Origin of the sequence: uncultured Senegalimassilia sp. (genome assembly GCF_934632265.1) — a bacterium.
Classification (GTDB): domain Bacteria; phylum Actinomycetota; class Coriobacteriia; order Coriobacteriales; family Eggerthellaceae; genus Senegalimassilia.
Genome location: NZ_CAKTYH010000031.1, coordinates 1 through 17,559, shown reverse-complemented (window position 1 = coordinate 17,559; position 17,559 = coordinate 1). Strand labels below are relative to the sequence as shown.

Annotated in this window: 15 protein-coding genes and 1 pseudogene; 10 read left to right on the top strand and 6 right to left on the bottom strand. The window is 61.7% G+C overall.

The window, feature by feature from the left end:
* The 4 genes from Q0H50_RS03810 to Q0H50_RS03795 all read left to right on the top strand — a co-directional run.
* Nucleotides 1-953: AMP-binding protein (locus Q0H50_RS03810; RefSeq protein ID WP_294419528.1), on the top strand; the 953-nt coding region annotated here is incomplete at its 5' end.
* A gap of 27 nt (nucleotides 954-980) precedes the next feature.
* Nucleotides 981-2,399, top strand: a complete 1,419-nt coding sequence (locus Q0H50_RS03805) for an MFS transporter (protein ID WP_294419526.1) — start codon at nucleotides 981-983, stop codon at nucleotides 2,397-2,399.
* 304 nt (nucleotides 2,400-2,703) lie between these two features.
* Nucleotides 2,704-3,348 carry a flavodoxin family protein BilS gene (bilS, locus tag Q0H50_RS03800; RefSeq protein WP_294419523.1) on the top strand — a complete coding sequence of 215 codons (645 nt, stop codon included), beginning with the start codon at nucleotides 2,704-2,706 and terminating at the stop codon, nucleotides 3,346-3,348.
* Nucleotides 3,349-3,711: 363 nt separating this feature from the next.
* A complete protein-coding gene (locus tag Q0H50_RS03795; RefSeq protein ID WP_294419521.1) occupies nucleotides 3,712-5,310 on the top strand; it encodes a helix-turn-helix transcriptional regulator in 1,599 nt (532 codons plus the stop codon).
* A 236-nt stretch (nucleotides 5,311-5,546) separates the two neighbouring features.
* Here the strand turns inward: Q0H50_RS03795 and Q0H50_RS03790 are convergent, their stop codons facing one another.
* From Q0H50_RS03790 to Q0H50_RS03770, 5 genes are all read right to left on the bottom strand, one after another.
* Nucleotides 5,547-5,861, bottom strand: coding sequence for a hypothetical protein (locus Q0H50_RS03790; protein ID WP_294419518.1), 315 nt, complete (start codon nucleotides 5,859-5,861; stop codon nucleotides 5,547-5,549).
* Nucleotides 5,862-6,367: 506 nt separating this feature from the next.
* The gene (locus tag Q0H50_RS03785; RefSeq protein ID WP_294419515.1) at nucleotides 6,368-6,847 is read right to left on the bottom strand and encodes an HsmA family protein; all 480 of its coding nucleotides are present in this window, start codon (nucleotides 6,845-6,847) and stop codon (nucleotides 6,368-6,370) included.
* Nucleotides 6,848-6,968: 121 nt separating this feature from the next.
* Nucleotides 6,969-7,541: a TetR/AcrR family transcriptional regulator gene (locus tag Q0H50_RS03780; protein ID WP_294419512.1), complete on the bottom strand. Its 573-nt coding sequence runs from the start codon at nucleotides 7,539-7,541 to the stop codon at nucleotides 6,969-6,971.
* 317 nt (nucleotides 7,542-7,858) lie between these two features.
* Nucleotides 7,859-8,845, bottom strand: coding sequence for a hypothetical protein (locus Q0H50_RS03775; RefSeq protein ID WP_294419510.1), 987 nt, complete (start codon nucleotides 8,843-8,845; stop codon nucleotides 7,859-7,861).
* Nucleotides 8,846-9,107: 262 nt separating this feature from the next.
* A complete protein-coding gene (locus Q0H50_RS03770) occupies nucleotides 9,108-10,106 on the bottom strand; it encodes a hypothetical protein (protein ID WP_294419509.1) in 999 nt (332 codons plus the stop codon).
* A 615-nt stretch (nucleotides 10,107-10,721) separates the two neighbouring features.
* On the opposite strand from Q0H50_RS03770, the gene Q0H50_RS03765 reads away from it, so the two are divergent.
* Together Q0H50_RS03765 and Q0H50_RS03760 are read left to right on the top strand one after the other, a co-directional pair.
* Complete coding sequence (locus Q0H50_RS03765) at nucleotides 10,722-12,512, top strand: RecQ family ATP-dependent DNA helicase (protein WP_294419506.1); 1,791 nt, start codon at nucleotides 10,722-10,724, stop codon at nucleotides 12,510-12,512.
* Nucleotides 12,513-12,597: 85 nt separating this feature from the next.
* Entirely contained in the window at nucleotides 12,598-12,834 is a 237-nt protein-coding gene (locus tag Q0H50_RS03760) for a hypothetical protein (RefSeq protein ID WP_294419504.1), read from the top strand.
* A gap of 9 nt (nucleotides 12,835-12,843) precedes the next feature.
* On the opposite strand, the gene Q0H50_RS03755 is transcribed toward Q0H50_RS03760, so the two are convergent.
* The gene (locus Q0H50_RS03755) at nucleotides 12,844-13,275 is read right to left on the bottom strand and encodes a hypothetical protein (protein WP_294419502.1); all 432 of its coding nucleotides are present in this window, start codon (nucleotides 13,273-13,275) and stop codon (nucleotides 12,844-12,846) included.
* A gap of 433 nt (nucleotides 13,276-13,708) precedes the next feature.
* Between Q0H50_RS03755 and Q0H50_RS03750 the strand changes: the two genes are divergently transcribed.
* The 4 genes and pseudogenes from Q0H50_RS03750 to Q0H50_RS03735 all read left to right on the top strand — a co-directional run.
* On the top strand, nucleotides 13,709-14,455 hold the full coding sequence (locus Q0H50_RS03750) for an ATP-grasp domain-containing protein (protein ID WP_294419500.1): 747 nt from the start codon (nucleotides 13,709-13,711) through the stop codon (nucleotides 14,453-14,455).
* A gap of 14 nt (nucleotides 14,456-14,469) precedes the next feature.
* The gene (locus Q0H50_RS03745; protein WP_294419498.1) at nucleotides 14,470-14,778 is read left to right on the top strand and encodes a hypothetical protein; all 309 of its coding nucleotides are present in this window, start codon (nucleotides 14,470-14,472) and stop codon (nucleotides 14,776-14,778) included.
* A 73-nt stretch (nucleotides 14,779-14,851) separates the two neighbouring features.
* Entirely contained in the window at nucleotides 14,852-16,975 is a 2,124-nt protein-coding gene (locus tag Q0H50_RS03740; protein WP_294419529.1) for an AAA family ATPase, read from the top strand.
* Nucleotides 16,965-17,559, top strand: a pseudogene (locus Q0H50_RS03735) (hypothetical protein); the annotation flags it as partial. The gene Q0H50_RS03740 and the pseudogene Q0H50_RS03735, both read left to right, overlap by 11 nt.

Below are 17,559 nucleotides of genomic sequence, written 5' to 3'. Positions count from 1 at the left end.
CCGGCTACTACGGCGACTGGGAGACGGCCATGACGTCGGAGGACCGCATGTTCTCCACCATGCCTGCATGCCACTCCAACTTCCAGCTGGCGGCGCTGACGCCGGTCATGACCGCCCGCGCCACGCTCATCGTGGTGGAGAAGTACAGCGCGAGCAGGTTCTGGAGCCAGATCCGCGAGTACCGCGCCACGCTGGCGCAGTGCGTGGCCATGATGCTGCGCACGCTGATGCTGCAGCCGGTGGACCCGGACGAGAAGGACCACTGCCTGCGCGACATGCTGTACTTCCTGCCCGTGAGCCAGCGCGAGAAGGAGGCCTTCGAGGAGCGTTACGGGGTGCGCATCATGAACACCTACGGCTCCACCGAGTCCGTCGGCTGGGTGCTGACCGACCCGCCCACCGGCGAGCGCAACTGGCCCTCCATCGGCCGCGTCGGCCTGGGCTACGAGGCCAAGATCGTCGACGAGGAGGGCAACGAGCTGCCTGCCGGCGAAGTGGGCGAGATCTGCATCAAGGGCGTTCCCGGCCGTTCGATCATGCTCGGCTACCTGGGCAACGAGGTCGCCACGGCCGAGGCGCTGTCCAGCGACGGTTGGCTGCGCATGGGCGACAAGGGCTACTACGACGAGAACGGCTGGTTCTTCTTCTTCGACCGCAAGAGCAACATGATCAAGCGCTCGGGCGAGAACATCTCCACCACCGAGATCGAGGGCATCTTAGAGGAGCATCCCGACATCAAGGAGGCCGCGGTCATCGGCGTGCCCGACCCCATCCGCGACCAGGCGGTGAAGGCGTTCGTCCTGCCCGAGGACGGCGCCGCGATCGACCAGGACGCGGTGATCGCGTACTGCGAGGGCAATATGGCAGCGTTCAAGGTGCCCACCATCGTCGAGATCGTCGACGACTTCCCCCGCACCTGCAGCATGAAGATCGAGAAGAAGCTTTTGAAATAACGGTAACGAACGGAAAGGACGGCGCTCATGGACGACTCAAGCAAGCGGAAGCGAAACGTGATGCCGTCGGATGGGGTGCCGGCGGGCGGCTCGGCGAAGGGCGCGGGTGCGCCGGCGGAGACGACCGCGAAGGGCAAGAAGAAGACCCTCGACGAAGCCGCCATGACGCCGTTTCTGCGTGAGATCACGCTGGTGTCGAGCGGAGGCGCCTTCCTTGACGGCTATGTGCTGTCACTGATCGGCGTGGCGCTGACCCAGATCACGGCGCAGATGAGCCTGACCACGCATTGGACGGCGGCGATCGGCGCGTCGGTGCTGCTCGGCATCCTGGTGGGCAGCATCGTGGGCGGCTATCTGACCGACATCATCGGGCGCAAGAAGATGTTCGTTCTGGACATCATCGCAATCGCGTTGTTCTCGGCCTTGAGCATGACCGACGCCACCCCCTTGCAGCTGGTGATATACCGCTTCTTCATCGGCGTGTTCGTGGGCGCCGACTACCCCATCGCCACGTCGCTCATCACCGAGTTCACGCCGAAGCACCATCGCGCGATATCCATGGGCATGGTCTCGGCAGCGTGGTACCTGGGCGCCACCGTGGCGGCGCTTGTGGGTTTTTGCCTGTGCGACGTCGACAACGGGTGGAAGCTGATGCTGGGATCGGCCATCATCCCCTGCGTGTTCCTGCTGATCGGCAGGTGCAAGGTTCCCGAGTCTCCCCTGTGGCTTAAGAGCAAGGGCCGCGAGGAGGAGGCGCTCAAGGTGGTCTTGCGCGTGTACGGCGACGACGTGACCCTTGAGGGCGAGGAAGAGGGGCCGAAGACGAAGGCCGGCTTCGCCGAGGTGTTCTCGAAGGGCTATGCCGCGCGCATCGTGTTCCTGGGCATCCTGACGCTGTGCCAGGTGGTTCCCATGTACGCCATCTACACGTTCGGCCCGCAGATCATGACCGCGTTCGGCCTGGGCGTCGGCAAGAGCGCGATCCTGGGCGAGAGCGTGCTGAGCTTGTTCTTCCTGGTGGGTTCGCTGCCGGCCATGTTCTGGCTGAACTCCATGGGCCGCCGGCCGCTGCTCATCCGCTCGCTGTTCCTGATGGCGGTTGGCCTGGTGGTGCTGGGCCTGTTCCCCACCGCGCCGCTGCCGGTGATCATCTGCGCGTTCGGCCTGTACGCGTTCTTCAGCGGCGGACCGGGCATCCTGCAGTGGCTCTACCCCAACGAGCTGTTCCCCACCGAAGTGAGGGCGACGGCCGTGGGTTTGGCCATCGGCATCTCGCGCGTCGGCACGATCGTGGCGACGTACGGCACGCCGATCTTCATGGCCGCGTTCGGCATCGGGCCCACCATGCTGGTGGCCGCCGGCCTGGTGATCTTGGGACTGGTGCTGTCGATCTTCATGGCGCCGGAAACCGCCGGCAAATCGCTGGGCGAGACGAGCTCGCTGTAGCGGCAGTGCCGCGAGCGCGAAGGCAAACGACCGAGGTTGCCAAGCCCGCGGGGGAATCCCCCGCGGGCTTTTTGCGTCTTGGGAGCGGCGCGCCCGGACACTTCGGGGACGTAGCGCTAAGTGTCCGGAAGAAACAACGGCCGGCAAAAAGCCTACAGGAGGGATTCCTCTCGCAGGCTTTTGTGTTTTGGGGAGGATGGCACGCGATGCTGCACCAGAAGCTTGCCGAGGGATAGAATCGATGCAAAGACGATTCCGCTTCGAAAGGCAAGAAGGTTCGAAAGCAATGGAAGGCAGGACGGGTATGAGCGGCAAGGGTTATTCGATCGTGTTCAGCAGCAGGACGGGAAATACGGCAGAGCTTGCGGAGGCTGTTCGCGGGGCGCTGCCGGAAGAAGCGTGCGAGTTTTTCGGGAGCATGGACAGTAGCGTTGGCGGCAGCCTCGACGGCGACGGTAACCGCGATTGCAGCGAATGCAGCATAGCCAACGGCAGCAACAAGAGCAGCCTCGATGGCGACGACAGCAGCTACGGCGACGGCAGCTGCGCCAACAGCGCAATCCCCGCGTCGGAGATGCTGTTCGTGGGCTTTTGGACGAACCAAGGCATGGCTGACCAGGCAACGCAAAAGCTGCTGGAACAGCTGAAGGACCGAAAGATCTTCCTGTTCGGCACCGCCGGATTCGGCGGCAGCGAGGCGTATTTCCAAGCGATTCTGGACAAAACGAAGGCGTTCATCGACGACAGCAACACCGTGATCGGAACCTATATGTGCCAGGGCAAAATGCCGCATTCCGTGCGCGAGCGCTACGTGAAGATGAAGGAACAGCCTGACCACATGCCCAACATCGACGCCATGATCGAGAACTTCGACAAGGCCCTCTCCCATCCCGATGCCGACGATTTGGAGAAGCTGGCTAACCTGGTGAGGAAAGCTGTCGAACAGTAACGAAAACCAATCGAGCGCTAAGCGAGCTGATGCAGCTGAAACCGCATCAGCTCGCTTAGCGCGAGACTGTATCGCGATGCGGTTGCTTGCGATTGAGAAAATCGAGCAAGCCGATCCTTTCCGCGATGCCGCAAAACCACCTCGTCCGACGAATATAGTCCGATAGGCCCCTCTTTGCGCGCTGACGGCCAAGAGGTCCTTCCACGCTCTCACTCTAAATCAGCCGAACGCTCTCCCGTACACTGGGACCCCTCCCTGCCCTCGTGCAGCAAATGCGAGCCGCTTGTAACTTTTTACCTGCGCGCTACATGAGCATTGGTAGAATCGATTGCAGGTTCAATCATTCGCACAGCAAGGAGCGCCGTGTTCTCGGTCGACAAACAATCCCTTCAATCGCTTTCCGCGCTGGCGCTGTTCACGTTCGCATTCTTGGGAAGCGAGTTTTTCTTCGACAGCCGAATCGGCTTGCTTGTCAGCGCCGAAGGGGTTGTGAGCGCGCAGGCGATGATCCTTGGCGCAAGCGTCGTCGGCTTTCTGGCTTATGCGCTGATCGCGAAGGTGGCCGGGGGGCGACGCGCGCTACGCGCAGTCGAGGCAGTTGGGGCGATTGCAGCCCTGGTCGCGATCGCTCTGACGGAGAACGCGTTTGCCATGCAAATTGCAGGCTGCATCGCGTTCTTCCTGCTGGGAAGCCTTGGCGCGGAAGCACATTGGAGCATGGCGCGCGCCTTCGAGGACAGCCCGTCGCTTGCCAAGGGAGCCGGCGCGGCTTACGCCGCCGGCATCCTGCTGCAGTTTTTCAGCAACCAGTTCGTGCCTGCAGGCATGGCGAATGCGGCCGTGCTGTGCATAGGCGTCGCCGCGCTTGCCGTGCTTGCGGCAGCTGGGGAACGAGGTTGCGAAACCGCAGGTCAAAATGGAGATAGGGTCACTTGCAAACAAGCTGGCGGAGCAGTGGCGTCGAAGTCGTCAGGGCAAATGATCCAGCAAGAGCAAGCGACCCGCTCGAGACTGGTGACGCAGCTGAAGAAGGCCCGCCCGGAGCAGACGGACCGAATAGAGGAGACGAGCACCGGCCTCCCGAAACAGGCGGACCACCTCGGCCAGGCGGGCGCCGGCTCCTCGCAGCAAACCGCCCCAGACGGCGCAAAAACCGGCATGCGTGCTGTTTGGCTTCTTGCGCTTGTGGTGCTGCTGGCCTGCATGTTCTCCACGTTGGACAACGTGGTTACCCTTGCAAACGCACAGGGCTCGATCTCGGTAGAGACGTGGCCGCGCCTGTTCCTTGCGGCGAGCGGCCTTGTCGCCGGCGTGCTGTTCGACATCCGCGAACGCCGCTACATGGGCTTCGTCATGTTCGCGGTCACGGTGCTGTCCACCATATCGATCCTGGCCGTGGAAGCCGGAGCCAGCCCCGTGATCGGGCTGATCGTGTTCTATCTGAGCTCCGGATTCTTCGTCACGTTCTTCACCACCACGTTCTTGCAGCTGGCGCCGCGCATGCGCACGCCGCAACTGTGGGCAGGCATGGGGCGCGCCGCCAACAACCTGTGCGCGTTCACCGTGTCGGGGGCCTCCATGGCGCTGACGCAATCGGGCATTGCGGCGGTGATGATTGCGTCGCTGATCCTGTTCGTGCTGGTCAGCGTTGCATTCGTGGGTGCCGGGCTGTTCCGCCTGCCGTCGACGGTCGGGGAACGCGAGGCCATCAAGGCAGGCCTTGCCGCCGCGGCCGCGCCGACCTTGGAAGAGATGCAGGCCGAGTTCATCAGCCGAAGCGGCCTGACCCCGCGCGAGGAAGAGGTGCTGCGCGCCGTGACCGCCGACGAGCGCCCGCTCAAGCAAGTGGCCGATGACCTGGGCATTTCGCTGCGCATGGTGCAGCGCCACCTGACCAACATCTACAGCAAGACCGACACGCAAACCCGAGCCGGCCTCACCCGCGCATTCTTCGGGAAGTAGGGCAGGCGGCACCCGCAATGCGCGAGCCGCCGAAGTTCGACCAATCACAACAGGCTAAGGTGAAGCGGCATGCGGCATGCATCCCCGCCGCCCTCGGGGCCTGTTGCTTTCGGGGCCTGATGCCCTCGGAGCTCGATTCCTTCAAGGGGGTTGTGCTCTCGGGGGCGCGCGTTCGGGCCGATGCCCTCGGAGGCTTGATAAGGAATAGGCCTTTTGAGCCTGCCGGCTCAAAAGGCCTATTCCTGCTCGCCTTGCGAGTCTAGATGATCGCTTTCGCCGTCCATTGCGGCGGCGACGTAGTTGTTGCTCAGCTGCGTGCCGTCTTCCCCGAAACGAGCATGCGACACGATGAGCCCATCTTCACGCAAGCGGTGAATTGCGCGGTCTACCGTTTTCAAGCTGATTTGCAGCTTTCCCGCTAGCGCTTGCTTGGTCTCGGAACAACCATCTGCGCCGCAGGACGCGATGAAACCGAGCAGGCGCAATTGGGAATTGGTCAACTTCCCTTTCTTCCCCTTGGAAGCAAGGTTGCCATCCGCCTGTTCCGCCATCGATCCTCCTTCCGGCAATCCATTTGCCAGTTTCCACAGCATCGGCTTGCTCCGCGCCCACCTTGCGCGAAGGCCGGCGCGTCTTGCAACAAGCCAATCGTTTGATAAGGGCAACATAGTACCCCACATATTACATCCGTCACGCAAGCTGTAACGCTTTTGATGCCGTATTGTGACGAAATGTAACATCCATGACACCGGGCTGACAACTAATCCGCACACCGACCCGCTGCGAGACAGCATGCCCTGTTTAGCGGCTTGATACCACAGAAAGAAAGAAGGACACGAAGCGCCACGCCCCTCTCGAATATCGCCGAGGCCCCTCCTCCCCCGGTTGCGCCTGGGTATTTTTCGCCGTGCGAAACTATAGCGCACGGCTTCGCTTTTTGACAACGAAAAGCCGCCGGCCGACCGGTGCGCGATTCGCGCATGCCGATCGGACGGCGGCTTTTGCGGCAAAAGTTTCAGAAGCGAGCCCGTGAGGACTCGACGCGAAAACCCAACCCCTACGCGTGGGAGCGCTTCGAGGTGAGCAGCAGCGCCAGGGCCAGGACGGCTACCACGCCGGCAGCGGCGGCAAGGGCGACGGGGTCGGAAACATGGAACGCAGGGATGCCGATGAGCATGCCGACGAAGTACGGGACCAGCCATACCAGCCACACGACGATGCTAAGCGTGTGGAAGCCGCGGCGCGTCTTCTCGTTGCCGCGGAAGACGACGTAGGTGGCCCAGGCGGCGTGGAACAGCATGAGCGCGATGGCCAGGAAACCGGTGACCGGATGCAGCGGGGACATGGCGCCGCCGCTGTTCTGCGCCATGATGGACATCAGGCCGGTGCCCGTGGAGTCGCAGATCAGGCCGAGCCAGAAAAACGCCAGGTGGGAGCGCTTAAGCTCGCCCGAGCGGCGCTCGGAGAACACGCCGATGGTGTAGGCGACCAGCGCGAGGGAGATGACGGCGGAAGCGGTTGCAAGCATGGGACTCATGTTCAGACCTCCAAAATCGAGTGGGTTTGCGGGCTGCGCCCGATGGCGCATTCGCTTTGACACCATTCATATTGAGGTCCGGCCGTGTGAACATCAAAGGCATGATGTTCATTTCCGCGCGCTACTGCGCGTGGTTTGCGTACAACGTGCGTTCTAGCAGGCCAAACAGCACTTTGCAGTCGCCGTTTTGATGATGCAGGCTACCCATGACGTTCTCGATGACGAACCTGCACACGCTTTCTGCATCGAACCCGTCGGGCAAATCGGCCGAGATTCGGGTGTCGTGCTCGTAGATCTGCATGAGGCCGTGGAGGATGTGCTCGATCTGCTGGGACTCGCGCAGGCGCGCGGCGGCCTTCTCGACGGCGGGAAGCGCGTCGATACCGCGCAGCCAGCATTCGCGGAAGTGCGTGGTGACCTCGCGCATGCTCGCGTGCATCTCCCGGCAGTAGTCGACGAACCCGACCTGTGGGTCAATGTGGCAGAAGCGCTCGTAGAACGCGTGCTTGAAGTACAGCTGGATGGTGGCGGTGGTCAGCTCGTCCTTCGCCGAGAAATGGCGGTACACCGTCCCCACGCTGACGCCCGTGGCGTTGGCAAGGCCGCGCACCGAAAGCGCCGACACCCCGTTATTCTCCGCGATCTGATACGCGTTCTCCAACAACTCTTCCCGGGAAACAATGCTCTGAGCCATACGGCTCCCCCTCGCAATCGAACCATCGCACCTGCAAACCGGATGGGTTTTGGGAACCATACTAACCCGATTACGCAAAACCCTACAGTAGCGTTACCTGTTCTATAAGGGCGGGCGGACGCTTCGGGGGCGTAGCACTATGTGTCAGGAATCGGGGCCAGGAGATGCAATGGGCCGCAGGGGCAGAACCCGGACAGTTAATGCCACGTCCCCGAGTGTCCCCGAAGTGTCCGGAAACGCGCCCGAACGCAAAACGGCCGGGCGCGCAATGCGTCCCGGCCGTTTCGAGGGAATCCCGCCCGAAGCGGGCGGAAAAGCTACTTCAAGGTCACGTTCTGCATCATGGGCATGGCATCTTCCCAGGTGATGCCGCTGTCGATGAACATGCGGACCGTGGTGCCGCACGGGGCCACGGTGAACATGTAGTACGTGCCGGTCTGGGTGTAGCGCGTCCAGGTGGCGCCGTTGATGTCCACCTCGTCGATCTCGCCCTTGCCGCCGAAGTTGCCCTGCAGCGCCTCGGCTTCCTTCTGCGGAGCGCGCGAGCACGTGCTGGTGCTGAAACGCTTCGTGGAGCCCTCGGGGTTGAACGTGGCGTCGCTGCTCTTCTCCTTGGTCTCGACGAGCGACCAGCCGTCAGCGGCCTTCACGCTATACGCAGCGTAGTCGACGCCGCCCTGCGCCTTGATGGCCTCGGCGGCCTCGACCGCGGCCTTGTAGCCGTCGGTTTCCTTGCCGGTGGTGTCGAAGCGCATGGTGCGCGGGTCGGTGCCGCCCGTGGCGTTCTTGTCGAACTGAACGGTGATCGGACCGTAGTAGTTGTCCTTGGTGGTCCAGAAGTAGACCCATTCGATGCTCTCACCAGGCTGGATTTCGGGGTCGCCGTCCGTTTCCGCGCCTTCGCACAGCTCGGCGGGCGGGTTCTTGATGTCGTAGCTCAGCGTGTCGTGCGAGTCGAACACCGGGTCGCCGGCCTCATAGCCGCCGGGGGCGCCGGTGGTGATGAAGCTGAAGCGCTTCATGGGCTTGTCGTTGTTGTTCGTGATCTTCACGCGCAGCCAGAAGCCGTCCGCCTTGTAGACGTCGCCGCGGTAGTACGTGCCGTCGGTCAACGATTCGACGGTGAAGCCCTCGACGTCGATCGACTGGGACTGGTACGCGGCCTGCGTTGCGGCCGTGCCGTCGCCCGAGCCGCCCTGGCCGCCTTCGGTGCCGCCGCAGCCGGCCATCGTGCACGCAAGCGCCGCGGACAACGCGACGGCGGGCACGCCCATCATTACCTTCTTCACTACGGGTTTCACCATGTTCACCACTCCCTTTCGCTTCCCGTTGCGCAAGCCGCCTCCTCCCCGGCGACCACCGCGACGTCAGGTTTCGAAACGCCAAAGCCCGAAGCACCCGGCCCCGACCTTGGCCCTTGAGAAGAGTATGCCGCGCGACAGGCCTGCCGCGAAGCGACCTGCGGCCCAAATGCCAGGCGCACAAGCCACCCCGCGGCCAAAACGCGCGGGCCGCCGCAGCCGAGCCGCGCGGCGCATCGCCCGGCGCCCCGCGCGGCCCGCTTCCCTACTTCAGCACCACGTTCTGCACCATGGGAAGCGCATCGTCCCAGGTCAACTTGGAGCCGATGACCATCGAGACCGTCTTGCCGGACGGCGCCTCGACGAACAGCGATATGGCGCCGGCTTCCGAGGTGTAACGCACCCACGTGGTGCCGTTGACCTCGACCTCGTCGATCACGCCTTTCTTCTTGGAGCCCTGCCTGGCCTCCGCTTCCATCATCGGGGAGGTTTTGAACGTGCGCATGTCGATGGAGGAGATGGCCTCGTCGCCGCGCTTGAAGTCGCAGCCCTCGTACTTCTCGTCGATGCGGTCGCCGAGCTTCCAGCCGTCAGCAGGGATGATGCTGTACGACGGGAAGTCGATGCCGCCCTGCGCCTCGATGGCCTCCGCCGCCTCGCGAGCCGCCTTGTACTCGTCGCTTTCGCGCCCGGTGGTGTCGAAGTGCATCGCGGCGGGGTTGGAATCGCTGGACGAGGAGCTGTCGAACTCCACGGTGATCGGGCCGTAGTAGTTGTCCTTGGTGGTCCAGAAGTAGATGAACTCGACGCTCTGACCAGGCTCGATCTTGGTGTTGGCGTCCATTTGCGCGCCTTCGCCCAGCTCCACGGCCTGCGTCTTGGTGTCGGCGTTGAGCCTCTGGTCGCCCGAGGCGTCGAACACCGCGTCGCCCGCGTCGAAGGTGCCGACGGCGGCACGCGCGCTGAACGCGGAAGGCGCCTTTGCGGACTCGTTGTTGTTCGTGATCTTCACGCGCAGCCAGAAGCCGTCCTGCCGCTCGGCGGCGCCGCGATAGTACGAGCCATCGCCGACGGACTCGATGGTGAAGCCCGCGACCTCGGCGGTCTGCACGCCGTTAACCGTCTGACCTGCGAGCGCGTTGTCGCCCGAGCCGCCCTGGCCGCCCTCGGTGCCGCCGCAGCCGGCCATCGTGCACGCAAGCGCCGCCGACAACGCGACGGCCGGCACCCCGAACGCAACCTTTCTCATCATGGGTCTCATCATCTTCATCACTCCCTTTCGCATCGCAGATTGCAAGCCGCTCCCCCTCCGGCGCCGCACGCGCCGAAGCCGGCTTCTAAGGCAATTGTGCCGTGCGAAGCGGCGCCCGCGAAGCCACCCGCGGCCCAAAGCAAGCACCGCCACGCGCCACACGGCCAAGATAGGGAGCGGGAATGCGACGGGCGGGGTGAGGCGGCTGTCGGCTCGGGGCAGCTCGAGGAGCAGCCCAGACCGCTGGCGGCTGATTCGGAGCAACGCGGGACGGTGGTGGCCAAAAAATCGAGAGTTGTGCAATTGCCGGCAAGCCGCATCGCGCAAAAGCGAGCTTTTTCGCAATAAGCGACCGAGACACAGCGCCGGCGCCGCCTGCGCGGCATCATTTACGAGCGCGACCGCAGCAGACAGACATCCCAAATGCGCAACTCTCAGATAATTGGCCATCACTGCGGATTCATGCGCGCCTGCGAGCCAAGACGTAAGCCCACAAGAAGCCGCAGGCTCGTATCGACGACGCCGCCGAACCGACCACGCTCGCGAAAGGTCATCGTTGCCCACAGGAAGCGAATCGAACTCGAGGTTACAATAGCGCTGTAAACCAACAGACACGAAAGAGGGCGCATGGCATCGTTCGAGCAAGCGAGAGAAGTGTTGAAGCGCTGCTTCGGGCACGATGGGTTCCGTCCGGAGCAGGAGAAGGCCATCAAGGCCATCATGGGGAAACGGGACGTGCTGGCCGTCATGTCCACCGGAGCGGGCAAATCGCTGATTTACCAGGTGCCCGCCGTCGCGCTCGGCGGCACTACCATCGTGATCTCTCCCCTGGTCTCGCTCATGAGCGACCAGGTGGGGAAGCTCGTTGAGCTGGGCCTGCATCCGGCTTTCCTCAACAACACGCTCAGCCTTCGGGCCCAGGAAAAGGTCCGAAGGCGCATCAAAAGCGGCGAGTTCCAGATCCTGTACGTTGCGCCGGAGCGCTTGTCGAGCCCGGCTTTCCTGTCGGCGATCGAGTGCCTCGCGATCCCCCTTGTCGCCATCGACGAGGCCCACTGCATCAGCGAATGGGGCCACGACTTCCGCGGCGATTACCGCGAGATCAGCGCGTTCATCGAGCGGTTCGACCAGCGCCCGACCGTGGTCGCGCTAACTGCGACGGCGACCCCGAAGGTCCGCAAGGACATCGTCAGGTCCCTTGGCCTGCAAAACCCCTTGGAGATAGTCTCCTCGTTCGACCGCGGCAACCTTTCGCTGTCCGTTGTGCATATGCCCCACGACGAGCGCGAGTCGTGGTGCGTGCGGGCCGCGCGTTCGAAGGGAAACGAGTGCGGCATCTTCTATTGCGTCACGATTTCCGAGGCCGAGCGGATCCACAGCGCGCTCAGGCGAGCAGGCGTGCCCGCCGCGCTCTACCACGGCAAGCTGGGCAACGACGCGAAGAAGGCGGAGCAGGAAGCGTTCATGTCGGGGCGGGCGCCGGTCATGGTCGCGACGTCGGGGTTCGGCATGGGCATCGACAAGCCCGATGTGCGCTACGTGGTTTGCTGCGGCATGCCGCTTTCGATCGAGAGCTACTATCAGCAGATCGGCCGCGCGGGGCGCGACGGAAAGCCCGCCGACACGATCATGCTATGGGACGAGCAGGACCTGCAAACCGCCTTGTTCATGGCAGAAGCGGGCGGCGAAGGCCAGAACGACCCGCAGCATTCCAGGCAAAAGGGGCTCGCCTTCGACATGCGGGATTTTTGCAGGGACGAAGACGCCTGCCGGCGCGATCTCGTTTTGCGCTACTTCGGCGAGAAACCCCCTGATGACGGAGGGTGCGGAAGATGCGACAACTGCGCGGCGCCCGTCGACGGCATCGTGCGCGCCGAGGACGCCAGGCCGCTGACGGACGACGAGCGCGCCCTTTTCGTTAGCCTGAAGAGCGCGTGCGCTGCGGTAGCGGACGGGAGTGGCGCCGGCAGCGCCGGCGGCACTCTAACCGAGCGCGCGTTGCGAGGCATCTGCCGCAAAAGGCCGGGAAACCTTGAGCAGCTTCTGAAGGTCAACGGAATGACCGCAAAAGCCGCGCAGACATATGGCGCTCAGATTCTCGCCGTCGTTGAAACGGGCGGGGTCCCCGATTCCGTCAAGCCGCTCGAGATGCCCGATGTGCCCAAGGTGCTGAGCGACGCCCTGGTCGCGACAATCCGAGCGCTCGGCAGCGAAGCGCGCAGGGCAGTTGTCCTCAAGGTAGCGTGCGGGAAAAGCGAACCCGGGGCCAAGGCCGACCCGTACGAGAGCCTACCATGCTGGGGATCCGCCGGCCCCGACCGCAGCAAGGCGAAACACGCCCTAGACGCGCTCATAACCTGCGGGATTGTAGGGCAAAAGCCCGGGGAGAAATGCCTTCACGTGATGGTGAGGGGCTAAAGCGGGGAGGATGTCCTTGGCTTTCAAACGCGACTCCGAGGCTACAATAGCGCCGTCAAGCTAACAGACGCGAAAGAGGCCCAACATGGCGAAAACAACTCGATACGATGCGCCCATAACGCTAACCAAAAGGCAGAAGCAGCTACTTGCCAAATTCGAGCTCCCGATTGATTTCGAGCACCTGACGGACGACCAGTACTTCGCCATCGATGAGCGCATGTCGATTGAGATGATGACCAAAGGAATCAACGACAGCGGTGATGGTCTCAACGATTACGGGGAGCTGTGCAGAAGCGTGATAATCGCCCTTCCCGATGACTAGTCGCTGGCTTCATATGCGATTGCCCGAAAATTTATTCAACGAATATTGCGTCTTTCCGGTCATATCATGCGTACCGACTATAGCCAGGCAATCGTTGCCTGCATCCATGACCGGCAAGGTATCGTAGCGCACATCGTCCACCACGATGAAGCGCCATCCCGTGAACGGCAGCGGACCATCGAAAACCAGGACGGTACACGGCCCGATGGTGGCGCACTCTACAATCCGTATTTGCCCGACCCCCTTAATGCTTCCCCGTATTTGGCAGCGCACCCCTTGCGGGCTCAGTCGCTCGCATAAAGAGTTCTTCAAAACCCAAGCGAAAATAAAAAACACCAACACGAAGGCTTCATTACGAGTCAAGGTGACACCGCTCGAAAACCCCGCAGAAATACAAAAGGGGCTCATACCGCTACGGCGGTACAAGGCCCTTACCAGCATGAATTATACCGCGCATCGGGGCGCGACGGAACAGACAGACGAGCCAGCCTCAGTGGCAGGCGCATGCGTTTCATCACCAGTCAGGGCGACATTGCCCTAAAACGCAGACCGAAAAGACCGTGAAAAAGAGGCGTCCAGACACCCGTGCACCTAAACCCGGGTAGGAATCGCCCCTTGCAGGATTTTAGCAAGCACAAGAAGCCGTGCCTAGATGAACGCGGCTTCTTCGCATCGCGCAAGTGGCACCGCACCAAGACGCTTCGGGCCATAGCGAAACGCGAAATGGCCCACCGAAACGGGGCCTAGGTTATCATTTCTAGCAGTTCCGAGAAGCGAGAGCTCACAGCGCTCCCCACAACGGCGGCAAACAAGCGAAAGCCCTAGAAACGATGCGGCTGAGAGCGGATAATCCGATGCGGAAGGGGTGGTTTGCGTGAAGGTGCATGTTCAAGGACGTAACGGCGTTCCGGGAAGCGTCAGCGCTTTCGACGCCTATCTCGGGTTTCGCGACATGGGGTTCGAGGTCGAGGTCTTCGACGATCCGGCAAGCCTGCAAGGTGCGCCGAGGGAAGACGTCGTCGTTGGCGGCGTCGGGGTCGTTCGCGCTCGGCTGCGCGAGCTCGGCGTCGACTGCCCAAGCATCAATTACCCCGAAGAACTCGAAGCGTATCTCGGCCGCAGGGTTTGGCGCAGCACGATCGACCAGGTGAGCTGCGACGTCGAATCATGGCCCCTGTTCGTGAAGCCCGTCGAGGAGAAGCGCTTCACCGGCTGCGTCATCGAATCGACCGCCGACCTTGCGGGGAAGGGCTGCCAGGGCGACAACTTCGAGGTCATCTGCAGCGATGCCATCGAGATGCTGTCCGAGCACCGCTGCTTCGTCCGCCGCGGCGAGATACTCGACGTCCGCCACTACCGCGGCGACTGGTCGCTTGCGCCGAGCAGGGAAGTCATCGAGTCCGCCGTTGCCGCGTACGCCTCGGCGCCTGCCGGCTACGCTGTCGATTTCGCCGTCAATGGCAAAGGGGAAACCATCCTAGTCGAGGTCAACGATGGATACTCGCTCGGCTCGTACGGCCTCTGGCACGATCTGTACGCCCAGCTTCTCTCCGCCCGATGGGCCGAGCTGGTCGGCGTCGACGACCCCTGCGATTTCGGCATCGCGATCCCGCCGATGTGAGGATGGCGTTCGGCATGAGCGACTTTTGGGACGAGGACCCCGACGTCCGACGGTACTGGATCGAGGAAGACGCCGGCTGGCTATTCCGCACAAGCCTAGTCGCCGACGAGCGGTACAGCTTCGGCGAGCACGCTTGGGTGCCAGTTGATTTCTACGAGGTGATTTCGAACACCTGCAATGGCATCATCCAGGTCAGCGAAGAGAAAATGGTCGCCATCATCTCCGAGCGCGAGATGGAAATCGCCGCAAGAGAGCGAGACTCGGAACCCGAGAAACGCCCCCAATGGGGAAAAGCCCAGTGGAAACGTTTCTTCGGCGGTTAGCTGTACCCTTCAGCAGTTTGGGTCATACTGTCACTATGAACAATCCACCCGATGGGGTCGAAAGGAACCAGTTATGCCAAATGGAGAATTGACCTGGATAGACTTCTACACGGAGTTCGCCAACAAGCTCCGTGGTTACAGGCATAAGAGGCCGGAGCTCATCGGGCATCTCAAGACCGTTTTCTCGAACTTGAGCATGAGGTTCCCAAAGGTCGAAGCCGACGATTCCGTGGTCGACCTGGATCCGTTTACCGTCTTTGCCTTCTTCAACAAGGGAATAACGGATACCAACCGCAAGCGCATTATTTCCGATATCAAGAAGGAATTCGGCATCGAAGCGAGCGTTCCCGAGGATTTCCTCGGCGTTCCCATCGTGAACAATCAGAGCGCCACGTTCTTCTACTTCTTGAGGGACGGGCGCGGCGAGCGGGATATCGACAACCTTTGGGACGTATTCGAAGCGGCTCTCGAATACGACAAGGAACCTGACGCCGGCAACAAGGAGCGATTCGCCACGGCATTCGATATCGCCGAGCAACAACCCGGCGTGAAGTGGAACCTGACAATGGGTCTGTACTGGTGCCGCCCCGAGCGCTATATGAACCTTGACTCCCGGAGCCGCTGGTTCATGGAGGATGCCGAACAATTCCCAAAAGAGATAATGGACGAGTTCCAACAGCTGCAGAGCGTTCCCAAGGGCATCGAGTACCTGCATCTCTGTAAGCTCGCAATCGAAGCGTTCGCAAACGGGGATTACCCGTACAAGCGCATTCCCGAATTCTCTATGGAAGCCTGGCTGGTATCCGAAGAGGTGAACAAGCGAAACAAGGAGGCCGCGAAGGTGGAAGCCTTGCGCAAGAAGCAAGAAGAAGGCGCGTGGTGGCCATCCCTTGACGAATACAACCCCGGCATCACTAAGAGCGACTGGGTAGGCTACCTGAGCACCGATGGCCTGCTGAGCGACAACATGCTCGCCATGCTCAAGCGCCTCAAAGACATGGGCGGTGCGGCGACCTGCTCTCAGTTGAGCGAGAAGTACGGCGAAAGCTTCAACTTCTACCTGTCAAACGCACCGGCAGCGGCGGAACGAATTGCGAAAATATCCGGCTGCCCCCTCATGCCTGGACGCAATAATGATGGGTCGAATCGTTGGTGGCCCGTTCTCTTCGTAGGCAAAAATGCCCCGAAAGACGTTGCCGGCTCTTACGTCTGGAAGCTGCGCGCGGAGCTTGATGACGCATTGGACGAAATAGACCTTCCCCGCATCCCGCTTTATGCAGAGCAGCCAGCAGACGCGCCGATCGCAGAAGATGAAAGCGCGCAGGAATTCGCTCCTTACGGCAAGGACAACTTCCTACTCGAGGTGTACATGCGCGAGGCCGACATGAAGGCGCTTGTGTCGCAGCTCAGGCGAAAAATGAACATCATCCTGCAGGGCGCTCCGGGCACGGGCAAGACCTATGCGGCAAAAAGGCTCGCGTACCTGATGATGGGAAAACGCGACGATTCCCGCGTAAAGATCGTGCAGTTCCACCAGAGCACCGCCTACGACGACTTCGTATGCGGATACCGACCGGTCGAGAGCGGCGGATACGAACCCCGCGCCGGCGTGTTCGTGCAGTTCTGCAGAAAGGCCGCATCCAACCCTGGCAGGGACTACTTCTTCATCATCGACGAAATCAACCGTGCAAACATTTCCAAGGTGTTCGGCGAACTGCTGATGTTGATTGAGAAGGACCACCGCGAGGACAAAATCACGCTCGCGCTCAACAACGAGCAATTCAGCGTACCGCGCAACGTCTACATCATCGGCATGATGAACACAGCGGATAGAGGCCTTGCCCTCATCGATTACGCGCTGAGGCGCAGATTTGCGTTCTTCGAAATGAAGCCCGCTCTTGAGAACCCAGCTTTCAGAGCTGCCGTTGAGGAAACTGGCAGCAGCAAGCTGATCGCCCTCGTAGATGCGGTCATCGATTTGAACGGCATGATTGCCGCAGACCCCGCCTTGGGACGCGGCTTCAAAATCGGCCACAGCTATTTCTGCGACGACGGCTCGGGAGACGACGTGGCTCAGGCGATCATCCGCTTCGAGATAGCCCCTCTCCTCGAGGAGTACTGGTTCGACGATCCCGACAAGGCAGAAACCGAGATAAGGCGGCTGGAAGACGCAGTGCGGGAATCTGATGAGCAATAAAGCTGTTGACAACGTCGTAATCAGGAACATCTACTACATGATGGCCTATGCCTTCCGCGCGCTCGACCTGAAAGAGTACGAGCGGTTGAAGACCGAGGACTTCGAAGAGGTAGACGATCTTTTGGCGGCCATATTGGCAATCGGAATGGCAGCCCAACAGCGGCGCGGCTATGAGCGCGGGTACCTGCCGGAGGAGGAAGACCTTGCGGGCGTACGCGGGCGCATCGACATGAGGCAAACAGCTCGCAACGAGATGGCCCGACGGCAGAAGGTGCATTCCATCTACGACGAGTTCATCGAGGACACCCAGAAGAACCGCATACTGAAGGCAACGGCGCGAATCCTGGCAACGAGCGCTAATGTAGACCCCGTTCGGAGGCGCGCCCTGAAGCGGTGCCTGGTCTACATGAGCGGCGTATCGGATGTCGGAACTTCCCGCATCGATTGGAAGCGACTCAGGTACGACCGCAATAACAGCAGCTACCTGATGCTGATGAACGTGTGCTTTATGGTGCTCAACGGGCTCATCCTCACAACCGATGCCGGGGACAAGAACGCAGCCAACTTCATGGACGACCAAGAGC

Bases quoted from the DNA above. Each gene is read 5' to 3' on its own strand.
- Q0H50_RS03760 (WP_294419504.1), top strand. From the start codon at position 12,598: ATGGCGAAAACAACTCGATACGATGCGCCCATAACGCTAACCAAAAGG.
- Q0H50_RS03755 (WP_294419502.1), bottom strand. From the start codon at position 13,275: ATGCTGGTAAGGGCCTTGTACCGCCGTAGCGGTATGAGCCCCTTTTGT.
- Q0H50_RS03775 (WP_294419510.1), bottom strand. From the start codon at position 8,845: ATGGTGAAACCCGTAGTGAAGAAGGTAATGATGGGCGTGCCCGCCGTC.
- Q0H50_RS03790 (WP_294419518.1), bottom strand. From the start codon at position 5,861: ATGGCGGAACAGGCGGATGGCAACCTTGCTTCCAAGGGGAAGAAAGGG.
- Q0H50_RS03765 (WP_294419506.1), top strand. From the start codon at position 10,722: ATGGCATCGTTCGAGCAAGCGAGAGAAGTGTTGAAGCGCTGCTTCGGG.
- Q0H50_RS03740 (WP_294419529.1), top strand. From the start codon at position 14,852: ATGCCAAATGGAGAATTGACCTGGATAGACTTCTACACGGAGTTCGCC.
- Q0H50_RS03785 (WP_294419515.1), bottom strand. From the start codon at position 6,847: ATGAGTCCCATGCTTGCAACCGCTTCCGCCGTCATCTCCCTCGCGCTG.
- bilS (WP_294419523.1), top strand. From the start codon at position 2,704: ATGAGCGGCAAGGGTTATTCGATCGTGTTCAGCAGCAGGACGGGAAAT.
- Q0H50_RS03780 (WP_294419512.1), bottom strand. From the start codon at position 7,541: ATGGCTCAGAGCATTGTTTCCCGGGAAGAGTTGTTGGAGAACGCGTAT.
- Q0H50_RS03770 (WP_294419509.1), bottom strand. From the start codon at position 10,106: ATGATGAGACCCATGATGAGAAAGGTTGCGTTCGGGGTGCCGGCCGTC.
- Q0H50_RS03805 (WP_294419526.1), top strand. From the start codon at position 981: ATGGACGACTCAAGCAAGCGGAAGCGAAACGTGATGCCGTCGGATGGG.
- Q0H50_RS03745 (WP_294419498.1), top strand. From the start codon at position 14,470: ATGAGCGACTTTTGGGACGAGGACCCCGACGTCCGACGGTACTGGATC.